This is a genomic window from Polaribacter sp. Asnod6-C07 (genome assembly GCF_045063625.1).
Classification (GTDB): domain Bacteria; phylum Bacteroidota; class Bacteroidia; order Flavobacteriales; family Flavobacteriaceae; genus Polaribacter; species Polaribacter vadi_A.
Window position 1 is genome coordinate 323,681 of the sequence record NZ_JBEFOF010000005.1, and the last position, 20,263, is coordinate 343,943.

Annotated in this window: 9 protein-coding genes and 1 tRNA gene; all 10 read right to left on the bottom strand. The window is 29.6% G+C overall.

Features of this window, described 5'->3' with window-relative positions; translation table 11 throughout:
* Positions 1-453: 453 nt before the first annotated feature.
* The 10 genes from ACJJVK_RS01405 to ACJJVK_RS01450 all read right to left on the bottom strand — a co-directional run bounded on the left by ACJJVK_RS01405 (position 454) and on the right by ACJJVK_RS01450 (position 20,198).
* On the bottom strand, positions 454-2,367 hold the full coding sequence (locus ACJJVK_RS01405) for a sulfatase (protein ID WP_405562456.1): 1,914 nt from the start codon (positions 2,365-2,367) through the stop codon (positions 454-456).
* Positions 2,368-2,531: 164 nt separating this feature from the next.
* Positions 2,532-3,884 carry a T9SS type A sorting domain-containing protein gene (locus ACJJVK_RS01410; protein ID WP_405562457.1) on the bottom strand — a complete coding sequence of 451 codons (1,353 nt, stop codon included), beginning with the start codon at positions 3,882-3,884 and terminating at the stop codon, positions 2,532-2,534.
* Positions 3,885-4,040: 156 nt separating this feature from the next.
* The gene (locus ACJJVK_RS01415; RefSeq protein WP_405562459.1) at positions 4,041-6,170 is read right to left on the bottom strand and encodes a putative glycoside hydrolase; all 2,130 of its coding nucleotides are present in this window, start codon (positions 6,168-6,170) and stop codon (positions 4,041-4,043) included.
* Positions 6,171-6,197: 27 nt separating this feature from the next.
* The gene (locus ACJJVK_RS01420) at positions 6,198-9,539 is read right to left on the bottom strand and encodes a T9SS type A sorting domain-containing protein (RefSeq protein WP_405562461.1); all 3,342 of its coding nucleotides are present in this window, start codon (positions 9,537-9,539) and stop codon (positions 6,198-6,200) included.
* A 549-nt stretch (positions 9,540-10,088) separates the two neighbouring features.
* On the bottom strand, positions 10,089-10,430 hold the full coding sequence (locus ACJJVK_RS01425) for a hypothetical protein (protein WP_405562462.1): 342 nt from the start codon (positions 10,428-10,430) through the stop codon (positions 10,089-10,091).
* Positions 10,431-10,513: 83 nt separating this feature from the next.
* Positions 10,514-10,666, bottom strand: a complete 153-nt coding sequence (locus tag ACJJVK_RS01430) for a hypothetical protein (RefSeq protein ID WP_405562464.1) — start codon at positions 10,664-10,666, stop codon at positions 10,514-10,516.
* 66 nt (positions 10,667-10,732) lie between these two features.
* Positions 10,733-12,922 (bottom strand): T9SS type A sorting domain-containing protein, encoded by a 2,190-nt coding sequence (locus tag ACJJVK_RS01435; protein ID WP_405562465.1) that lies wholly within the window; start codon positions 12,920-12,922, stop codon positions 10,733-10,735.
* A 541-nt stretch (positions 12,923-13,463) separates the two neighbouring features.
* Entirely contained in the window at positions 13,464-17,597 is a 4,134-nt protein-coding gene (locus tag ACJJVK_RS01440) for a two-component regulator propeller domain-containing protein (RefSeq protein ID WP_405562466.1), read from the bottom strand.
* Between the two features lie 1,123 nt (positions 17,598-18,720).
* Positions 18,721-18,802, bottom strand: a tRNA-Leu gene (locus ACJJVK_RS01445).
* An 88-nt stretch (positions 18,803-18,890) separates the two neighbouring features.
* Entirely contained in the window at positions 18,891-20,198 is a 1,308-nt protein-coding gene (locus ACJJVK_RS01450) for an NAD(P)/FAD-dependent oxidoreductase (RefSeq protein ID WP_405568290.1), read from the bottom strand.
* Positions 20,199-20,263: the final 65 nt, after the last annotated feature.

Here is a 20,263-nt window from a genome sequence, read left to right on the forward strand (position 1 = left end):
AGAAATATATACTAAGAAACCTTTTTATTATCTAATCTGATATTGAAACAGAACGTCCATCACACGTAGATGTAAATTTTAAATCTGTTACTGAATTGTCAATGTATTGATCCTGTTAAAGCTAAAATAATTGTAAGTAATTGTTTTTCATAATATAAATATATTTTTTCTTAATAATTTATATAAGTTTACACAATGAAGCTTGAGGTTATTTACTCTGTCTTATCTAATCATACTCCTATTCATCAAAACACTCCTCAGACTTTATGAAAACAATAGTAAATGCACTTTACTTTTAAAAAATCAACAATTAATCAATTCTCAAATAAGTAGGAAACAAAATTAAATGAATGTTAAAGACACTTCAAATAAGTGTAATTCATCTATATAACAAAAAAAACGGGACAAAGCCCGTTTTTTTTATAGTTTTTAGATTATACTAAAAATAATTATCTAGTTATTCTTCAAAGCATATTTAGAATATTGCTTTTTCTCTGTCTTAAGAGATTTTTTAGTAGGCATTTCTGGGTAACTTACTAAAAAATTATGCTCATCAATTAAATTAATTAAATAGTGAGTTGTTCCTTTTGGTAGAACAGCTGTTATCGTAAAATCTTCTTCTATTTTTGCATCTGCCTTAAACCACTCTTCATATTTATGTCCGCCATTTGTTGTATAAATAAGATTAGCTTTTACCACTTTTGCTCCATTTTCTTTGTACTTAAATGTAGCCTTACCTTTCTTTTTAGATTCAGAAATCACTGTTGGAACCGTTTCTTTATGCTCCATCTTTTTTAAGTAAAAGGGATTGTAAGAAGGATAACTTGCTTTCATTTCTGTTAAGATTGATGTAAGCTTATCATTCATCTCTTTTGTTCTTTTAGTATCTACTTTTGCTAAGTTATTTGCTTCTTCTATATCAACACGTTCAGCAATTCCGTTAGAGGTATCATACAATCTGTAAAGCTCAAATTCTTGAGTTTTAGGATTGTTTTTATAATCATAATTCCTAATAATTTTATAATCTCCTACACGTAATGTACTTTGATATGATGAATGTGGAAAATGCCACATCATTGTATTTCTCTCATTTCCTTCTTTGTCTAAAACTAATTTAGAATCCGTAGGATCTTTAAGTAATAAAGTTGATAAATCATCACCATCTAAATGTTTATTTTCTGGTTTTTCAACATTTAATAATGAAAGAATTGTAGGGTAAAAATCAAGCCCATTTACAACAACATCAGATTGTATTCCTTTTTTAATTCCAGGTCCTGAAATAATTAAAGGAACTCTTGTACCACCTTCTTTAGCGTTTATTTTCCCTTTATCTAAAGGATAATTATCTGTAAAAACTTCACCTGGGTGACCTTCCATTCCTCCATTATCAGAAGTAAAAATAACATAAGTATTTTCACTTAATTTATGACCAGGCCAACGAGGATCATCTGTAGTTTCTAAATAATCAAAAACTTGTCCTACATAATAATCTAACATTTCTACCATTGCAGCATAATATGGATTATTTTGTCCTTTTACGTCCCAATGACTAGGGTCTGTAGGGTATTCTAGACCTAATTTTTCACAGTATTTTTCTAATAGCGCTTTACTTCTAGTATGTATTGGAGCATGTACTAAAAAAGTAGCGTAATACAAGAAAAATGGATCTTGTTTGTTCTCTTTTAAGAACTTTAACGCATTTTCGTTATTTAGATGAAAAGGAAACCCTTTTTCATCTAAACGATAAGGATCTGATGCTTTATTAGTTGCAAAATCTGTAAGTCTATGTGGTTTTTGAGGACTTGTAACTCCACGATCATGCGTAGTAACATTAAAACCTTGGTCTTCTGGTTGCGGATAAGCAAAGTGGTTTATAGCCATATGCCATTTACCTGCATGCCCTGTTGTATATCCTTTTTGTTGTAAGACTCTCGCTAATGTCATTTCGTTTTCTGGCATACGACCACTATACCAAGGCTCTATAATTCTTTGTGAATTTTTACCAGCATAAACTGTAGGAGGTCCACCACCTACAACATGTGTTTTTTGTGCTCTTGCAGGATGATTTCCGCTCATAATTGCGCATCTACTGGGTGCACAAGTAGGTGCTGGAGAATAGGCTTGCCAAAACTGAACACCTTCTTTAGCAAAAGCATCAATATTTGGTGTTTCGTAAGGAGATGGTTCATCAATATCATAAACTTTTAAGTCTTGCCAACCTAAATCATCTGTAAGCAAGAGCACAACATTTGGCTCTGGTCTATCTGTGCTCTGCGTTTTGTTGTTGGCTACTTTTTGTGTGTTACAACTAAATAGTAGTGCACTTAATAAAAATAAAGTGAGCTGATTTTTGTAATGTGTTTTCATTATTGTATATGATTGTAATCCATTAAAATTATCTGGAAAAAGATAGTTGTTTTTACAAAAAAAAAGGTAGTAATATAAAATTACCACCTCTTCTTTTCAATAAATTTATATATTCTTGAATATTTTACAGAAACAAAATTTCAAAAAATAATAAAGATATATGGTTACTTTTTTACAAGTCTTAATGTTTTAGACCCTAATTGAGTTTTAATCGTTGTAATATAAACTCCTGTAGCTAAATCGCTAACATCATAATTAGTATTTGCTTTAAATGTCTTTACCAAACGTCCACTAATATTATACAGTTTTACATTATCTACTTTCTCACTAGAATCTATTTGAAAGCTATTGGTTACAGGATTAGGATATGCTGTAATAGAAGCGCTATTTAACTCAAAGTTATCTACAGGTAATGTATCTGCAGAAGGCCCTTGAAAAGCATCTAAATAATACACATTTCCTGTAGCATCAAAATTAGGGTCTGGTTGATCAAATAATAGGTTTACAGTACTATAACTATCTGCTGTAAGATTTACCCCTGTAAAATCAAAGGTATATTCTTGCCATTTATCAAAAGTAGTAACATCAATGGTTACATTTTTTTGAGTATTGTTACTTAAGTCTCCATCTCGTAAAAATAATCTTAATCTTCTAGCCGTAGTTCCAGGTGCATTATTAGTTGACGGTATATAGGCTCTGATTTTAAAAATAGCCTTCGATTGATTTGCTGTGGTAATTAGAGCTGGTAATTGGAATTTTACTTGTGAACTTGCCTCGTCTTCTTTTGTGAATTTGGCAACTAAAGTACTACTATTTTCAGTAGTTGATGGTGTAGCCACTGCATCTCCTTGTGCTAAAAACACACCACCTTGCACCTCATTAACTGTTGCTCCAAATGTATCTGGACTATAGTTAAAATACCACTCATTTCCAGCATCTAAAGTTGCTTCTGAATCTAAAGGAGGAGTAGGTACTGTCCCATTAATTTTAATACTGTAAATTCTAAAACGTAGCGTAGAAGCAGCATTTTTAACAAATTCATTAAGAGTGAATGTTACATTAGTTGCTGTTGAAGATATAGGAAATTCTACAGTGTAATCAAAAAACTTATGAGTACCAGAATGATCAGGATCTCCATCTTCTACTGTAGTATCTGGTAAATCAAAAGGAAAATCAGCTTGTCCAGCTATAGAAATAACTCCACTTACAGTACTAGCTGCAAATTTTCTATATTTAAATGTTAGGGTTGCATTTATGTTACTACCATCCGTGTTTATACTAAAAGTTTCACTAACAGGAGCATCAACACCAGAAACAATTTCTTTGTTATATTGGATAAATGCACCACCTTGTGTGAATGAAGGATCAGCAGAAAGCGCATAGATTTCTTGGTTAGATCCAAGACCTAATTCTTGATTTTCATCACCACCACTAGTATATGTTAATGTGTTTGATTGTGCAGAGGCAACAAAGGTTACTAATAAAAAGGCGAAAGTAAAAAGTAATGTTTTTTTCATAATTTTATGTTTATTGATTAATCATTTTATGTAAAAGTAATTGATTTTAGTAGATGTAAATTGCTTAAATCCATCATTTACTTGCTTGCTTACACATATATTACACTCATTTAGAGGGGTTTATTGTTTTTGATATGATGTAATTGAAATTTTAATCTATTTTTTCACAAAACGAATGCTATTTATCTTATCATTATCTAACACAGTTTTAACGATATAAAAACCGTTTTTAAGACTAGATACATCATATTGATTTTGGTTATTAGAAAACGACATCACTTCTTGACCTAATAAATTAAAGACAGTTGCAGATGTAATTTTTTTTGATAAACTAAAAGTATCCTCTACAGGATTAGGATATAGACGGATGATATCATTAAAGATTTGTTTATCAGTAGACAAAATCGTTTTATCTTTCCAATTAAAAACAGTTTCATTGGTTTCTATATTTACCCAAAGATCTAAGTTTTCAAAAGAGCGTTCGTAGATGTAACCATTTTTTATAGGATTGTTTAAAGGTTTTCCTAGAAAGTACTGAAATTCATCTATAAAACTTGCGTCCCATAAATCTGAACTAGAAGGTAAAGCATTTACACCTGTTGTATAACTAAAATAGGCGTTCTCTTCTGCAATTATTAAAAAAACTGCCAAAGGAAAGTGTATATTTTCTTTTGTATAGGCCATTAACTCATCATCATCTGTAGGCTCATCATCATCTGTACTATAACTTGGGTTTGTTTGTAGATTAATCATTTTGCCTTTTTGCAATGCTTCTCTCATTAATTGGATAGATACAGCAATTGCATCTGCTTCAGACTGTCCACTACTTGCTATATCCCATCGTTCTAAATAAGAACCATCCATGATTTGCATAAGTGCTCTAGCACCTCCTGATCGTTCATTTCTTAACGTGTTACCAATAAGTAATTTATGATCAGGTAATTCATCATTTAAATCACTCAACATTTTAACATAATTATTTGCTAAGTTCTCATCTGTATCATATAAATTACCATTAGCGTCTGGATTTGTAATTTTATCTACAAAAACACCATCAATTACATCTAAATTAGCCATTGTTACACAGGTATCAATCCACCAGTTTCTCATGGCTTCTACATCATGATTATACCAATAATATAGGTCTTTAAAAAGATATATTTCTCCATCTTCATAAGTGCTCCAATCTGCAGCATTATCATTGAATTCCAGGTTTGCTTCATAATTAAAGTAATTTATACGTGTATTGTAATAAAACAGCGTTGTTAAATCTGGATTTATAGCTTTAATTCTTGTTGCTGCATTTTCAACACCATCTTCAATATATTGAAAACCTTGTTGATTCGCTTTTTCTAACATCACTAACTGGTAATTGTTTGCTATACTTGTAACGTCTTCTTCAGTAAAAGAGGCACTATTTCTTACAGCAAGCCATCTAGGAATCTTATTCCATGAAAATTTAGGTAATGTTGTTTTCTTTTCTGTTAGTGTAGGATAATTATGATATAAAGTAGGCCCTTTTTCAAAAGTAGCATAATCAGTTACATCCCAAAAAGTAGTATCTGGTCCATTTATTTCAATCTTAATTTTTAAGGATGAAACTGCAATTTCTCGAAAAGTTGTAGTAAGACTTCCTGCTCCTGTTAAAGAAAAAACAGTATTTATACCCAATGGAGAAACACTTTTATCAACATCTATTTCAAATGATTCTAAATCATTACCAAAACCAAAAACCATGGTATGATCTCTACCTCCATTTGTTTCAATTAAATTAAAAACTGAGAAACGAATATTACTACTAAAATCAGAACTGACTCCATTAATTGTAAAGTTTTCTATTTCATAAACTAATGATTCACCAGCATCAATATCAAAATCACCAAAAACTCCCCAAGTATTGTCTATAATTGTTACATCAGATTGTAATCCGTAATCTGTTACAGAAGAAGCATTTGTTTCTGTACTATAATTGTATGTTGCTTCTCTATAACCTTTTATTCTTAAGTCAAAAGATACTTGATTTTCTGTACCATTATTATCAAAATCACTATCTGTGTATGTAACTGAATATCTTAACTCATCATTTATAGTAGATTGTGATACACTTATATTTCCTGAAGAAATATCGTTAATAAAAACTCCATTGTTAATGGTAACATCTTCATTAATTTGATCTACACTACCTGCATTGGGTTTTAAAGTAATCCATAAATTCGAAGATTGAGCATATGAAATACCAGAAATCACAAACATCAAAATAATAAAAAAGTACTTATAAGTTCTCAACTTTAAAATTTAGGGATTATAATAAATTTATTCTAAAATTATTTTCTTGTTCAGTATTCCTGAGGCAGTTTTTAACTGAACTATATAAATTCCTGTTGCTAATTTTGGTAAAGAAATATTATCGTTAGCACTACCATTTGAATCAAAATAAACATTCATTAATTGTTTACCTAGAGTATTAAATAGTTTAATATTTGCTTTTATTTTAGACAAACCCTTTATTTTTAAGGTAGAATTATTAGTTTTATAAATAGCTACATTTTCTGAAATTTGAGTTTCTGTGCTTAATACTTGTCCTGAAGTATGAAGATAAAAACGTCCTTTTCCATTTAAAACTTCTTCCGTAGTAAAGCTAAAAGAAGTATTATCATTTAATAATGTAAAAGAACCTTTATTTCTATCTTCTAAATACGCATAACTATCTGATAGAAAATTATCGAATTCTGTATTTATAGTAATGATTTTATTAGCATCTACATGTAAGCCTAAAGGAATAATAGCAGATTGTTTTAACGATGTTGGTAAAGATTGTACTTGATAATTTTTACCATTATCATCTAATAACTCTGAGTATAAAGCAAAAGAATGAGAAATACCCCCAAATAATTCTCCATCATAACCATTATCAAAACCTTTAGTTGCTTCTTCATTAAAATAGATTTTTGCCATTCTAATATTACTATCTTCATCAGTAATAGAAATACTTATTGAAGATTTTGTACTTGTAGATTTTTGAAAAGTATCTGTTCCTTGGTGAGAAACAGCATTGATATCAAAAGTTAAATTATCATCTGTATTCGCAGCGGTTCCTGCTTGTACAAAAAATGCTTGACCATGTGCAATTTCATAATCACCATCATTTCCAGAGGTTTTTACATCATAAGTAGCATTAGTAGCATTCCAAACCCAAATTGAATTTTGACCTAATAAATTAGATGTAGCATTATCTTGAAAAAAGTCTCCTAAATTTAGATATGCAGTAAAAGGATTACTTACTAAGTTATAATTACTTGTACTTTGTGTAATAGTAGTGGTTTGACTATCTGAATAAAACTCAGAACCTGTAAAAGAAATTGTACCTGTTGTTGCACGAATAACTCCATAACCTTGACCTACATTAAAGGAGGTGACAGCTCCATCTGTTTGAAAATATCTCCAATAACCAGTTGTATCATCTAAAGAAGTATTGTCAAAAATACTTATACCTCTATTACTACTTGTACCTGTAGCAATACCATTTTCAGTAACCCAATCGTCATCAAAACTTTCTCCTATTACTGGCGATGATATTTGATACCATTTGTTAGCATCTATTATTCTTTTGTAAACTACATTTGTAGTAGCAGTTAAAGTTCCTCCTGCACTAAATACTAAAGAAGCATTGTCTTCTATAGAAACGCTGTTTACAGAAACTGCAGTAGTAATTGTTGGGTAATTTGGCGCATTTGAAGGTATTATGATATTGTCTGTAAACACTGGTACTTTAGCTTTACTCCAGTTTGTATCAGTACCCCAAGTTGAATCTGAAGATCCATCCCAAGTATTTAATGTTTGAACTTCGCCAACAAGAAAGGCACCTGCAGGACGTTGATAAACGGTTGCATCTGCATTGATAGCAAATTGTTGATCTATAAATGTTAATATTTCTACCTCATCATCTGAAGTAGTACCATCTGTAGATGTTGTATTAGAAAAAGTAACTGACCCTCCTGCATCTGTAATTCTTTTAGCAAAACGATACGCTTGTTCTTTATCAAACATTAAATCAGATCTTTCGCTAGACCAAGTAGATCTTATAGGTAAAAATAAATGTTTTAATGTTTGTTTAGAGTTTTCTTCATATATCGTTATATGATTTTCTTCAATATCTGGTACTGTGAATTCTTCATACGCCCAAGAATTAGGAGGAGCTCCTTGCCCTAAAGGTGTAATATGTCCTGCTGTAAAGTCTGACCAAGGGTTTGTTGCTTGCATTTTTATTATAGCATAATCTCTTTCATCTTCCTCAAAAGGTATATCATCATCATCTTCACCTTCAGCTAGATCATTATAATCAATACCTACTGATTCATTAATCCCATCAGTATCAACAAGTATTAGCTCTCCGTTTTCATCTAGAAACTGATGTTTATCTTTATTATTTGCTATAATAGCATTAGGAGCTGTATTACGAATCATTTCTACAAACTCATTTTTTTCTTCATCAGTCGTATCAACACCAGCACTTCCAAGACTATTATTTCTAGCATATTGTCCAAATGTATCAAACCAGTAACCATCAACTCCTAATTCTGTAAAACGTTTGATATAACCTTCACAATAATTCATCCATGCTTCATGATTACTACCCTCAAAATAAGTATCTACATAGTTATTCCAGGATGCTGCCCCTTCATCTGTTGCTCTATCTCCTGGGCTTAAAGAGTTTATATATAAGATTACTTTTTTACCTGAATTTTTAAAGATATCAATAACATCAATAATGATTTGTTCATTAGCTAAACTCGGTACAAATTCTTCATCTACAACTGAACCTGTAGCTCCCATTACAGCATCTACATTAGGATTTGTTCTTAAAGTCCACAAATGTGAATTTGCATTATTAGTACCATTGGTAATTACATGCCCCATTGTAGGGTAATTATCAGCAATTTCTTGTGCTCCTGCTATATAATCATAGCCTCTGTTGTCAACATATTCATCTAAGTCTTCACCTCCTCTTACATAAAAACGTCCACCCCATGATCCTTTTAGTACATTTACAAGTGGATCTTCTGGAAGCGGTTCTGGCACAACTATTTCCTGTAAAACTGAACCATATATTTGATCTATATAATAAGTAACTTCTGATGTTGATCCTTGTCCATTTCCATAACCTATATATACTTGATTGTAACCATCCTCTATAAATCCTTCAGAAGGTAAATCACCTTGGTTAAAAACAAACGAGAACTCTTCCCATTCTTGGCCTTTTGAAAATTTTAATTGAACTGCCTTAAGATCTCCTGTAGTTGTATTTTTTATATAGAAACGTATACGATTTATACTTGTCAAATCTTCAGTTGGTATATCTACATATGCTTTAAGGCTTATCGTATATGTTACATCTTCTAAAAGGTTTTGTGATAATTCAAAATAAGAAAAACCTTTGGTAACATTTGCTTCTCTAACAAACTTAGAAGTTAATGCGTTTGTATTTATACCACTGGTATCTGGATTGGTTTCGTTAATAGAAAAAGTACCATTTCCAGAGTTTGAAAATATAATATTCTCTATGTCTGTTTCATTTTCGTACCAAAGATGTTGTGCTTGTAAAGAGCATAAACAGATGCATGAAAACATAACTATTAAATATACCTTTTTAATCATATTATTGATGGTTTTTTTGCAAATACTATTGAAATAGGAATGTTGTACTTTCTCGAATTAAACAATTTCTTACTGAAATAAGTCTAAAATTTGATGATACTGAATATTTTGGAAACACTTATTTTTTTTCTGTTGACAAGAACATATTAGGATGCTATTATTGTTACAGTTTATAAATACCCAACTGATAATTGTTATTATAATAAGCTGTTAAATATAAGCATGAGATTAATGTTTCTTCTTTAAGTTTCTATTACACACGATAAACATCGAAATGATAAAATAATACTTGTATAGCTTCATCTTTTTTCTAATTTTTAGAACAAATTAAAGATTAAATGTCGCTAAGTCTTTACTCTATTACATCTTTTTGTTGCTTTGTTTAGTGTATAAACAAGATGAATATTAAATCAACACATTCCTACAAATACAAGATTTAGTAGGCTTTACCTATTTCTAAACACAGAACATCCTTTTGGCTGAATTTTATAAAAATATCAGAAACACAAAAGGATGTTCTATATGTAAAAGAAATACTAAAAGCTCGTTTTATTCTTTCTTCTTTTTCTTCTTTTTAGCTGCTTTTCTTATTTCTTGAGCTCGCTCTTTTCCAAAAGCTTTTATAAGAGCTTTAGAAAAATCTTTATTACTTGCTTTTCTTTGCTCTTTTAATTCTGGCGTACCTTTTTCATACTTTTTATTAATTTCAAAAGCAGATTGCATCTGTGCCGCTTTTAAGGTTTTTAAGGTTTCTTTTTCTTTACTAGATAGTGTTATTTTACTTGCAACAGTTTCTACATATGTATTTACCTTTTTTTCTATATTTTTTTGAGCAAATGATGAGCTAATCATTGCTACTGTAAATACTAAAAATAATATTATTTTTTTCATAATTTCGAATTGTTATTAAAATACAAGCATTTAAAATATCATTTCTTTTAAATGCTTGTAATATGTTATGTTAATTATTTTATTTAAAATCCACTACCTGCATCAGGTGGTGCAGATTGTGCTTGTGCCTTTTGTGGGCTTAATATTATAAATGTACCTAATGCCGTAAGTGCAGCATACTTACCCAGTTTTTTAACAGCTTCTTTTCTTGTGATTTCTTCTTGATTGTTTTTCATTTTATATGTTTTAAATAATTTTATTAAAGTTTTTTTTTAAAAATTTAAATAGTTATTAGTAGTCTATTACTTAATAATAACTTTTTGAATTTTATTTTCTAATTGTACCATGTATACTCCTGTATTTAATGAATTAGCATTAATTACATTTGTAATATTAGAACTTTCTATTTTTTGTTCTAATACCATTCTACCTTGTATATCAAATACTTTTGCACTTGCATCCGTTTTTAATAATCCTTTAATAATAATTGATTTATTTGCTTGGTTTGTGTAGATTAACATTTCATTTACTGAAAACTCATCTGTAGCTAATACTGATTTAGCAGAGAATTCTAAAAAGAAACGTCCAGTTCCATTTAATGCTGTAGTTGGTGTAAAAACATAATCTACATCATTTAATAATGTAGTAGTATTTAACACATTGTCTTTAAGAAATACATAAGTATTTTCTGGTAACGTTAATGAAGCTATATCTAAACTAATTGTTAATTCAGCACCTGCCTCAGCATTAATAGCAACTGGTACAACTACATTGTTATAATCATCATAAGGTAAAGCCTGAATTAAAAGACCTTCACCTGTGTTAGCTTCAACTAAATTTGTAAAAATACCATCAGTACTACCTGCAAAAGCACCTGCATCATAACCAACATCTAATCCTCTAGTTTGGTTTTGTATAAAATAGATATCTGTAGCAAATGTTTTTGTAGCTGTAGTTAAATTTATTTTTGCTAAAGCTTTCTCATTATTATTAGCAGATTTAGACACTAAAGTTCCATCAGCAGCAATTTTTCTCATTGCTGGCGTAAATGTTACAGTACCTGTTGTAGAAGCTATTGTTTTTACAAAGAAACCTTGACCTGGAGCTATCAATGAAGTAGCTGTGGTACTAGCATTATTATAAACTGAATAACCTGCACCATTCCACATATAAAGAGCATTGTTTGTACCAGATTCAAACTGATCTGTATTAGCTGTAAAGAATTCTTGAAAATTTAAATAAGTAGGGTAAGGGTTCCCTATTAAATTCCATTGACCATACGTTGCATGATTTCCATGATCAATAGTAACTTCTATATTTGCTATTGTTGCTGGTACAGCTTTAAATTGAACAGTACTTCCACCTGTTGTTGCTGCTCTATATCCAGTTCCTGGTTCTGCGTCAGTACTATTATTGTCAGTAGTGTTCCATGTTTCAAACATCCCACTATCATTATTAAAAGGACCAAAAAGTTTTTCAGTTGTATCTAAAGTATTCTCAAAAAGATCTCCACCAGATTGAGATAACATTCTTGATAAAGATTCAATAAAAGGTGGTGAAATAAGCTCGTTACCATTACCATTTGAATCTATAAATAAGTTATACCCTACAGCCTGGGTTACAGAACCATTTAACATTATACTAGCAAAACTAGTTTCTGTTGAATTTCCAAAAAGCTGATGTCCTGTGTCTGCCACTCCATTTATAGTAATAGAAAAACCTGGCTCAACTGTTACACTACCTGAAGAACGTGCAAGATCATTTATTGTTACATCTGAATTTATAGTTACAGTATTATCTATGATTATATTATCTGTTGCTTCAAAAGGAACAACACCACCTACCCAAGTACCAGGAGTTTCCCAAGCACCATCAGTTGTTGTTGTGTAAGTGGTTGCAGTAGGAGCACCAGCAACAGCAGTTTTATTAATAGAAACTCCATCAAACCTAAATGTTGGCGAATGCGACGAAATCTGAGATTCTCTTAATAATGAAGTTAAATTTACTACAATAGTTTTAGGTGTAGTTGTTAATGTAACATTACTTAAAACTACATCAGAAATATCATGGAGAGGCTGGTTTGTAGTACCATCTGAAGCAGCAGAGAAAGTTGCGACTTCACTACCCTCTAAATCAACACTTCCAGTAACTGAATTACCTCTTCTTTTTCTAAAAGATAATGTAATATCTGAAGTTACATCTACACCAGTTGATCTTACCGTAAAAGTGAAGGTTCCTTGCACATTATCAGATGAAGAATATGGTTCTGCAGAACCCACTGCATCAGATAAAATAGAGATAAAACCACCACTTTCTGTTGCTGTTCCAGTTCCTGCAGTAATTGCACTTATAGTACTATCAAGATCTCCATCCCTTTGAACCGTAAAGGCTTGAACTTCTACAACATCTGTTACTGTTAATTCTGTTTGCGCATTTACTTGAAAACTACATAAGCCTATAAAAGCCAGTAGCAGAAGTGCAGTTTTTTTCATGTTAAAGTTTTTTTGTAATTGTTTTTTCATGATATATTTTTATAGTTAAATTAATCTATTGCAAATCTATTAAGTATAGAGATAAATGGATTTTCTTTTATTCATCATTCTTTTGCTCAATGCCATCATTTTGTTGTTTTTAGGGGCTAAAATGCAATCTCTGTATGGTTTTTTAGTAAATGTTGTAAAATAAAAATAGCCATTTTAACTGTCCTCTCAAAGTTTGAATAACTCTAAAAATATTATTTCAAAAGGATAATTTAGCAGTTTTTTAGAATCAATAATAACATAAAACTACGTTTGATATTTGCCCTAAAAGTTCTTTATATACTTTTAATAGATTTAGTAAAATTTGCTTATTTTTTATACAATGTGTAAGCTTATTTTAGAAAAAAGTTAAATGTTTTTTATTCTTTTTTGGTTTTGTATTACAAAAAAAAATGATTTGGTTAAACATTTATCTTCCATAAATACTAACTCCTAAAGCTGTTTATTTGAGAATAAGTAATTGGAATTTTCTGGTTTTTATTTAGCTCAAAAACTATCTTTTGGATCTTTTAGAATACTCAGAAGGAGACACTCCATGTAATTTCTTAAAAGATGTAGAAAAATAAGAATTAGACTCTATACCAATTTGATACATTACTTCTGCAACATTATAACCACTATTACTAGCTAATAATTCTGCCGCTTTTTGCAATCTAAAGTTACGCAAATATACATTAGGTACTTGCCCTGTAAGTTGTTTTAGTTTTCTATAGAAATGAGCAGAACTTAAACCTGCTTGTATAGAAAGTTCTTCTACACCAAAAGTTGAATTAGATAAATTTTTCTCTATTACTTCTGCAATTTTCTCTAAAAATTCTAAATCTCTTTTAGATAGACTTAATTCTTTTTTATCTTTTGGTGGTAAACTGTTTTTTGAAAAATAATCTTTTATTTTAAGATTGTTCTCAATTAATTTTTTTAAACGTAGCTCTAGATGTTTTAATGAAAATGGTTTGCTTATATACTCATCTGCGCCAAATTCTAATCCTTTTATTAAATCTGCATTATCTCCTAAAGCAGTTAATAAAAGCACAGGTAATTGGCAAGTTTTTGGGTTTTCTTTTATTCTTTTACACAGTTCAAAACCATCCATCTCTGGCATCATAACATCACTAATAACGGTACTAAATTCTGTTTTATTAATTTCTTCTAATGCCTCAACACCATTGTTGGCTATTGTTATATTATAGTTGTTTGAAAGTGCACTTTCTAGGAAATTTTGAATGTCTGGTTCATTTTCTACCACTAAAACACTTTGCTTCTTTTTACTTTGTTTTTTACTAGTATTTTCTTCTAAGTTTTCAGATTGTAAAGGCACCCAATTTTTTATAAATGACTTTTTTACACTACTCTCTTCTATCAGAATCTCTTCTGTTTTAGAAGATGGAATTACAACTGTAAAACGAGTTTCCTTTTTTGGGATACTTTTTACTGAAATACTGCCATCAAATAAATCTATTAAAGATTTACAAAATGACAAACCAACACCACCACCACTTACATTACCATCTTGATTTCCTAATTGATAAAATCTTTCAAAAATATTGTCTAAGTTTTCTTTGGGAATCCCTTTTCCTGTATCTACCACATCAATTTTAATACTTTTAACTTTGTCTTCAAATACAATTGATGCATCAATACTTATAGTTCCTTGTGCTGGCGTGTTTTTAAATGAATTTGAGAGTAGGTTAAAAAGTATTCTTTCAACTTTTTCTACATCTATAACAATTTCTTCATTAGGCGAACTAATTTTATAGTAAAAATTAATATTTTTTTCTAGGGCATAATTTTCAAAAGCTTCTGTTGTTGGATATAAAAAATCACCTAAAGTAGATTTTGTATAGTTTAAATTTAGAAAACCTTGTTCTGCCTGTCTAAATGTTATTAATTGGTCTATTAAACTTAAAAGTCTGTGTGTGTTTCTTTTAATGATTGCTAAAAAACGTTCGTTTTCTTTGTTAACATTGTTTTCTATAACTCTATCTAAAGGGCCTGATATTAATGTTAGAGGTGTTCTAAACTCGTGAGATAAATTTGTGAAATATTTAAATTTACCTTGGTTAATCACTTCCATTTTATCCTTGTCTAGTTGCTCGTAAATAAGTTTTTGTTTCAACTTTTCATGTCTAACAAAATAGAAAACGATACCTACTCCAACACCTAAAAAGAGCAATACCAATAAAGAATAACTCCACCAAGTTTGATACCAAAGAGGTAAAATAACGAGCTTTAATGATTTTGTTGTTGCACTCCAAATACCATCGCCATTGGCAGATTTTACTTTTAAATTATATGTGCCAGCAGCCAGATTTGTATATGTAATAGTAGACTTTCCTTTATTTATTTCTACCCAATCTTTATTAAACCCTTCTAATTTATACGCTAATTTATTTTTAGTTGGTGCAGCTGTATGCTCTGCAGCTAAATTAAAAGATATAATTCGTTGACTTTGGCAAAGAGTAACTGTTTCTGTTTCGGAAATTGCCTTTTTAAGAATAACAATATCATTTAATTTTTCACCTATTTCTATAGGTTTGTTATTAACAGATAAAGAAGTTATTAAAACTTTTGGAGGTTGGTTATTTAAATATATTTTATTTGGATTAAAAATGGTTAAACCATTTAAACCTCCAAAATACATAAAACCAGATTTACCTTGAGTATAGGCAGATTGTCTAAAATTATTTTGCATTAAACCATCGTTTACATCAAAAACATTAACTTGGTTTGTATCTTTATTAAAACGAACTAAGCCCATATCTGTACTTATCCATACTTTATTGCTATTCTCTTGAGGTAAAATTCCATAGACAACGTCATCTGGTAATCCATCGCTTTTTCTAAAATAACCAATTTTTATAGGATTCTGGTCTTTATCAAATCTAATCTTATTTAATCCACCACCAAAGGTACCAATCCAAATATTAGTTTTTTCATCTTCATAAATAGTAAAAATACTATTGTAACTTAATTTATGGTTTCCTGTTTTGTTTTTTTGATATTGTCTAATTACAGTAATATTACCACCTTCATATGTACATTGCAACAAACCATCATTTGTACCAAACCATAAGTATTTATTACTTGCTTGTAAAAAACATTGCACTTTAGCAGCTTTAATTTCTAGGCTAGCTTTAACTTTAATTTCAGGATTTCTTTTTTGATCTAGCTCTTTCCAAGGGTTTTCTATAACGATAATTCTCTTTCCAGATAAAACAATCTCATTTTTATTTATTTGTGAAATAACTCTTACCAAAGGCAATGGTAATTTACCATTTTCTGATAAAAACTGAACTTCTTTAAAATTTCTTTGTTTGGGATTGTAAACAAATACTTTTTTGTCTGTACCAAACCAAATGTAATTTTTTTGATCTTGATAAATAGACCTAATTACATCATTTTCTCCTATGGGTAATTCAGCTTGTATATCTTTAAATTTTAGGTTGTCAACATTATTTTCATTAATTGCCTCAGTACTCCTAAATAATTTTTTATGATAACCAGAAATCCAAACTTTACCAGTATTATCTTCTAATATAGAGGTAATTAGATTGTCTCCAATAGAAAACTTATTACTAGGGTTACTTGTGTAAGCGTAAAATGGCTTTTGAAAAAGGTCTAATTTATTAATTCCTCCTTGGGCAGTACCAACCCAAAGAATGTTAAAACTATCTTGATAAATAGCATTAATTTGATTACTACTAATACTATTTTTAGCATTTAAATCATATTTATAATGATTAAAGGAATTTAAAATAGGATTATAATTATAAATGCCATTTTCCAATGTACCAATCCAAATGGTGTTTTCATTATCTTTAAAAAGACTATTTACAAAAAACGTAGTATCCTGATTATTAATTTTTATTTTTTTAACTAAATGTTTTGAATTGGAGTCTAAATTAGAACTGAATAACCCTTTTCTTGTGCCAATCCAAAAAATATTATCTACTTTAATTAATTCAGTAATTTCTTTATTATTAAAAAAACTAAATTCTTCTAAATTAAAAGAACCTTTATTTACTAATAAGAAATCTGACGAATAATTAACTTTTTTTAAACCTTTATTTGTTCCTAGAATAATAGTAGAATTGAGTCCAAAAGCGAAAGTGTTAATTTTTATGTTTTCTGTATTATTTTCAAGAATATTATCGAAAACAGAAAAACTACCTTCATTAATACTTGTTAATTTACATCTTATTATTTTTTTAAATGATGAAATCCATACAGAACCATCATTTTCAGAATCAATTTTATTTACGTCAATATTATATTTAAGCGGAACTGTAAAAAAACGTTCTAACCAAGGTACATATATATTAATACCAATATTAGTTCCTATCCAAAGAATACCATCTTTATCATTAAATAAATAGGTAATATTATTGCTTGAAATTGCACCTTTACCTTTAGTTTGCGTGGTAAAAGTTTTAAACTCATACCCATCATATCGTATCAATCCATTAGGTGTTGCATACCATAAAAACCCATATTTATCTTGTGCAATGGCATTTACAGTATTCTGATTAAAGCCTTCGTTATTAGAAATTCTTTCAAAATTTTGAGAATTAATTTGCTGTGTAAATAGCGTAATTACAAGGCCAATAAAGAATACAATTCTATGCATGCTACTTTTTTTGAATTTGCTCTAAAAATATGCATATTTTTAATTATTCTTTAATAAATTCTTGTAATTATTTACTAAACACTAAATTTTGTATTTTAAAGACTCATTAGTTGTAGAATAAATAGTAAAAACGACGCCACATCTCTATAATGTCGTTTTAAATGCTTTAGTAACAAAACTATAATTACTGTATACTTTTAAGATTTTTTGATTGTTCAGATAAAAGCTCAATTCTTATTTATTCTCTTATCCTTTTTAAAAAGTTTTTAAGATTATTTACCTAGACTTTAGTTTTTAGATTTTTTGGCGGAAAAAACATAGGTAACTGGAAAGAAGTATTTCCTACTTATATTTCTTAAACAAATACAAGTCCTGAAATAGATTTTAAAGAGGTTTAATTTTAATTTAAAAGAAATAAACCTATATGATGTTTATAACATGTCATCTAAAAAATATATTGAAAAAAAAGATGTAGTGTTTGAACTCCCAAAGGAAGAGTTACGGATCCTTCATCAAACCCAGAAACCCCAAAAATAACTAAACCTGCTTATTTGATCTTTGATCAGAATGATATACTTCTTTATGCTAATTTTTCTTCATTAAATTCTTATATGTATTTATGCTCCCATACTTTTAGTAATGAAGGATGGTAGCATACCTCCTAAAAACTATAATAAGGGAATAAACAATCTAAGTACATTTCTGAATGACTACTTTACAAATAGTTCTGATAGTAAAACTACGAGTAATTATAGCATCAAAATTTATGATATAAATCTTCTAGATTATATAAATTTTGCTGATGCAAAAAGGAGAAAAAAGAAGTAAGAAATCATCTTACTAGCAAACAAATAAACCACCTCATATTGGGTTAGTTTCTCTTTTACTTCAAAACTTTTTTCTTCTAATCCATATTATCAAGAGCTGACAGCCATCATTAATTTTTCTGGAAATTAAGTCGTTTTGAATTCTCTTTTTTATCCATAATTTATAGGTTTTAAGATTAATAAAAAGACCAAAATTTTAATCTTATGTTTTTGGATTTTCTAAAACACTAAAGTAAATCCTTATTTGTTGTCCTAATAAAAAAACCTTTCAAAGAAAAACTCTGAAAGGCTTATTGTACAGGCGGAGAGACTCGAACTCTCACACCTCGCGGCACTAGATCCTAAGTCTAGCGTGTCTACCAATTCCACCACGCCTGCATTTTGGATTGCAAATATAATCAAGATTTTTAAATAGCAAACCTAGAAAGTATAAAAATGTGTTTATGTTTATTCGAAAGACAAACACTTACAATTCAGAATTTGTTCTCACCTTTCTCTCACTTACACTAAACCTTCTAATGATTAGCCTTGAAGCTTTATTATAATTTGTGTAATTATATATCCAATTAAAAAACACAATTAGCCTATTTCTAAATCCTACTAAAGCCATTAAATGAATAAACATCCAAACCAACCAAGCTAAAAACCCATTAAGTTGTAAGTTTCCAATATCTGCAACAGCTTTGTTCCTTCCAATGGTTGCCATAGAACCTTTGTCTTTATATTTAAATGACTTTAAATTAGTATCACCTTTCAATATTTTCTTAAAATTACTAGACAGATTATTTGCTTGCTGAATTGCAGGTTGAGCTACTTGTGGATGACCATTAGGATAATCTTCACTTTCCATTAAAGCAATGTCTCCTAAAGCAAACACATCCTCATAGCCTTTAATTTTATTGTATTTATCTACATAATAGCGTTTACTTCTTGCATTGTAACTTTCTTCAGGAAAACCTTTTATTAGGTTACCTATTACTCCTGCAGACCATATAAGCGTTCTCGTTTTAAACTCTTTACCGTCTTTGGTTTTTACAAGTGTACCATCAAAATCCGTAACTATAGTATTGGTATGTATTTGTACACCTAATTTCTTTAAAGCTTCAGCAGATTTATTGGAAGATTTTATACTCATTGGAGGTAGCACCCTATCAGCACCTTCCAAAATGTGAATTTGCATCAGCTCTGGATCTAAATCAGGAAAATCCAATGGCAGCACACTATGCTTAAATTCTGCAATGGCACCTGCTAATTCAACTCCTGTTGGCCCTGCTCCAACAATTACAAAATTTAATAAAAATTCTTTATCAGCCTTAGGAACAACTACAGTACTCTTTTCAAAATTCTGTAAAATCAAACTTCGCAAATTCAATGCCTGAGGTATAGTCTTCATTGACATCGCAAATTTTTCAATACGTTTATTACCAAAAAAATTGGTTTTTGTCCCTGTATTTATAATCAAATAATCATACGTCAACTCACCAATATCAGCAATAATTGTTTTACTTTCTGGATTTATTTCTTTTACATCCGCTAATCTGAAATAGAAATTTTTTTGGCGTTTGATGAACATTCGTAATGGGTAAACAATGGAATCTGGTTCAATACCACTTGTAGAAACTTGATACAGCAAGGGTTGAAATGCATGATAATTATGTTTATTAATCATTACTAATTGTACTGGAAGTTTTCTCAGTTTTTTAACAAGATTTAAACCTGCAAACCCTCCACCTATTACTACAACTCTTGGTAAATCTGATTTTTGAACATTCATGTAAATTATTCTTAAAATTGTTTGTAAATTTACAACAGTCACCATTAAAATGCACTTTGAATCTT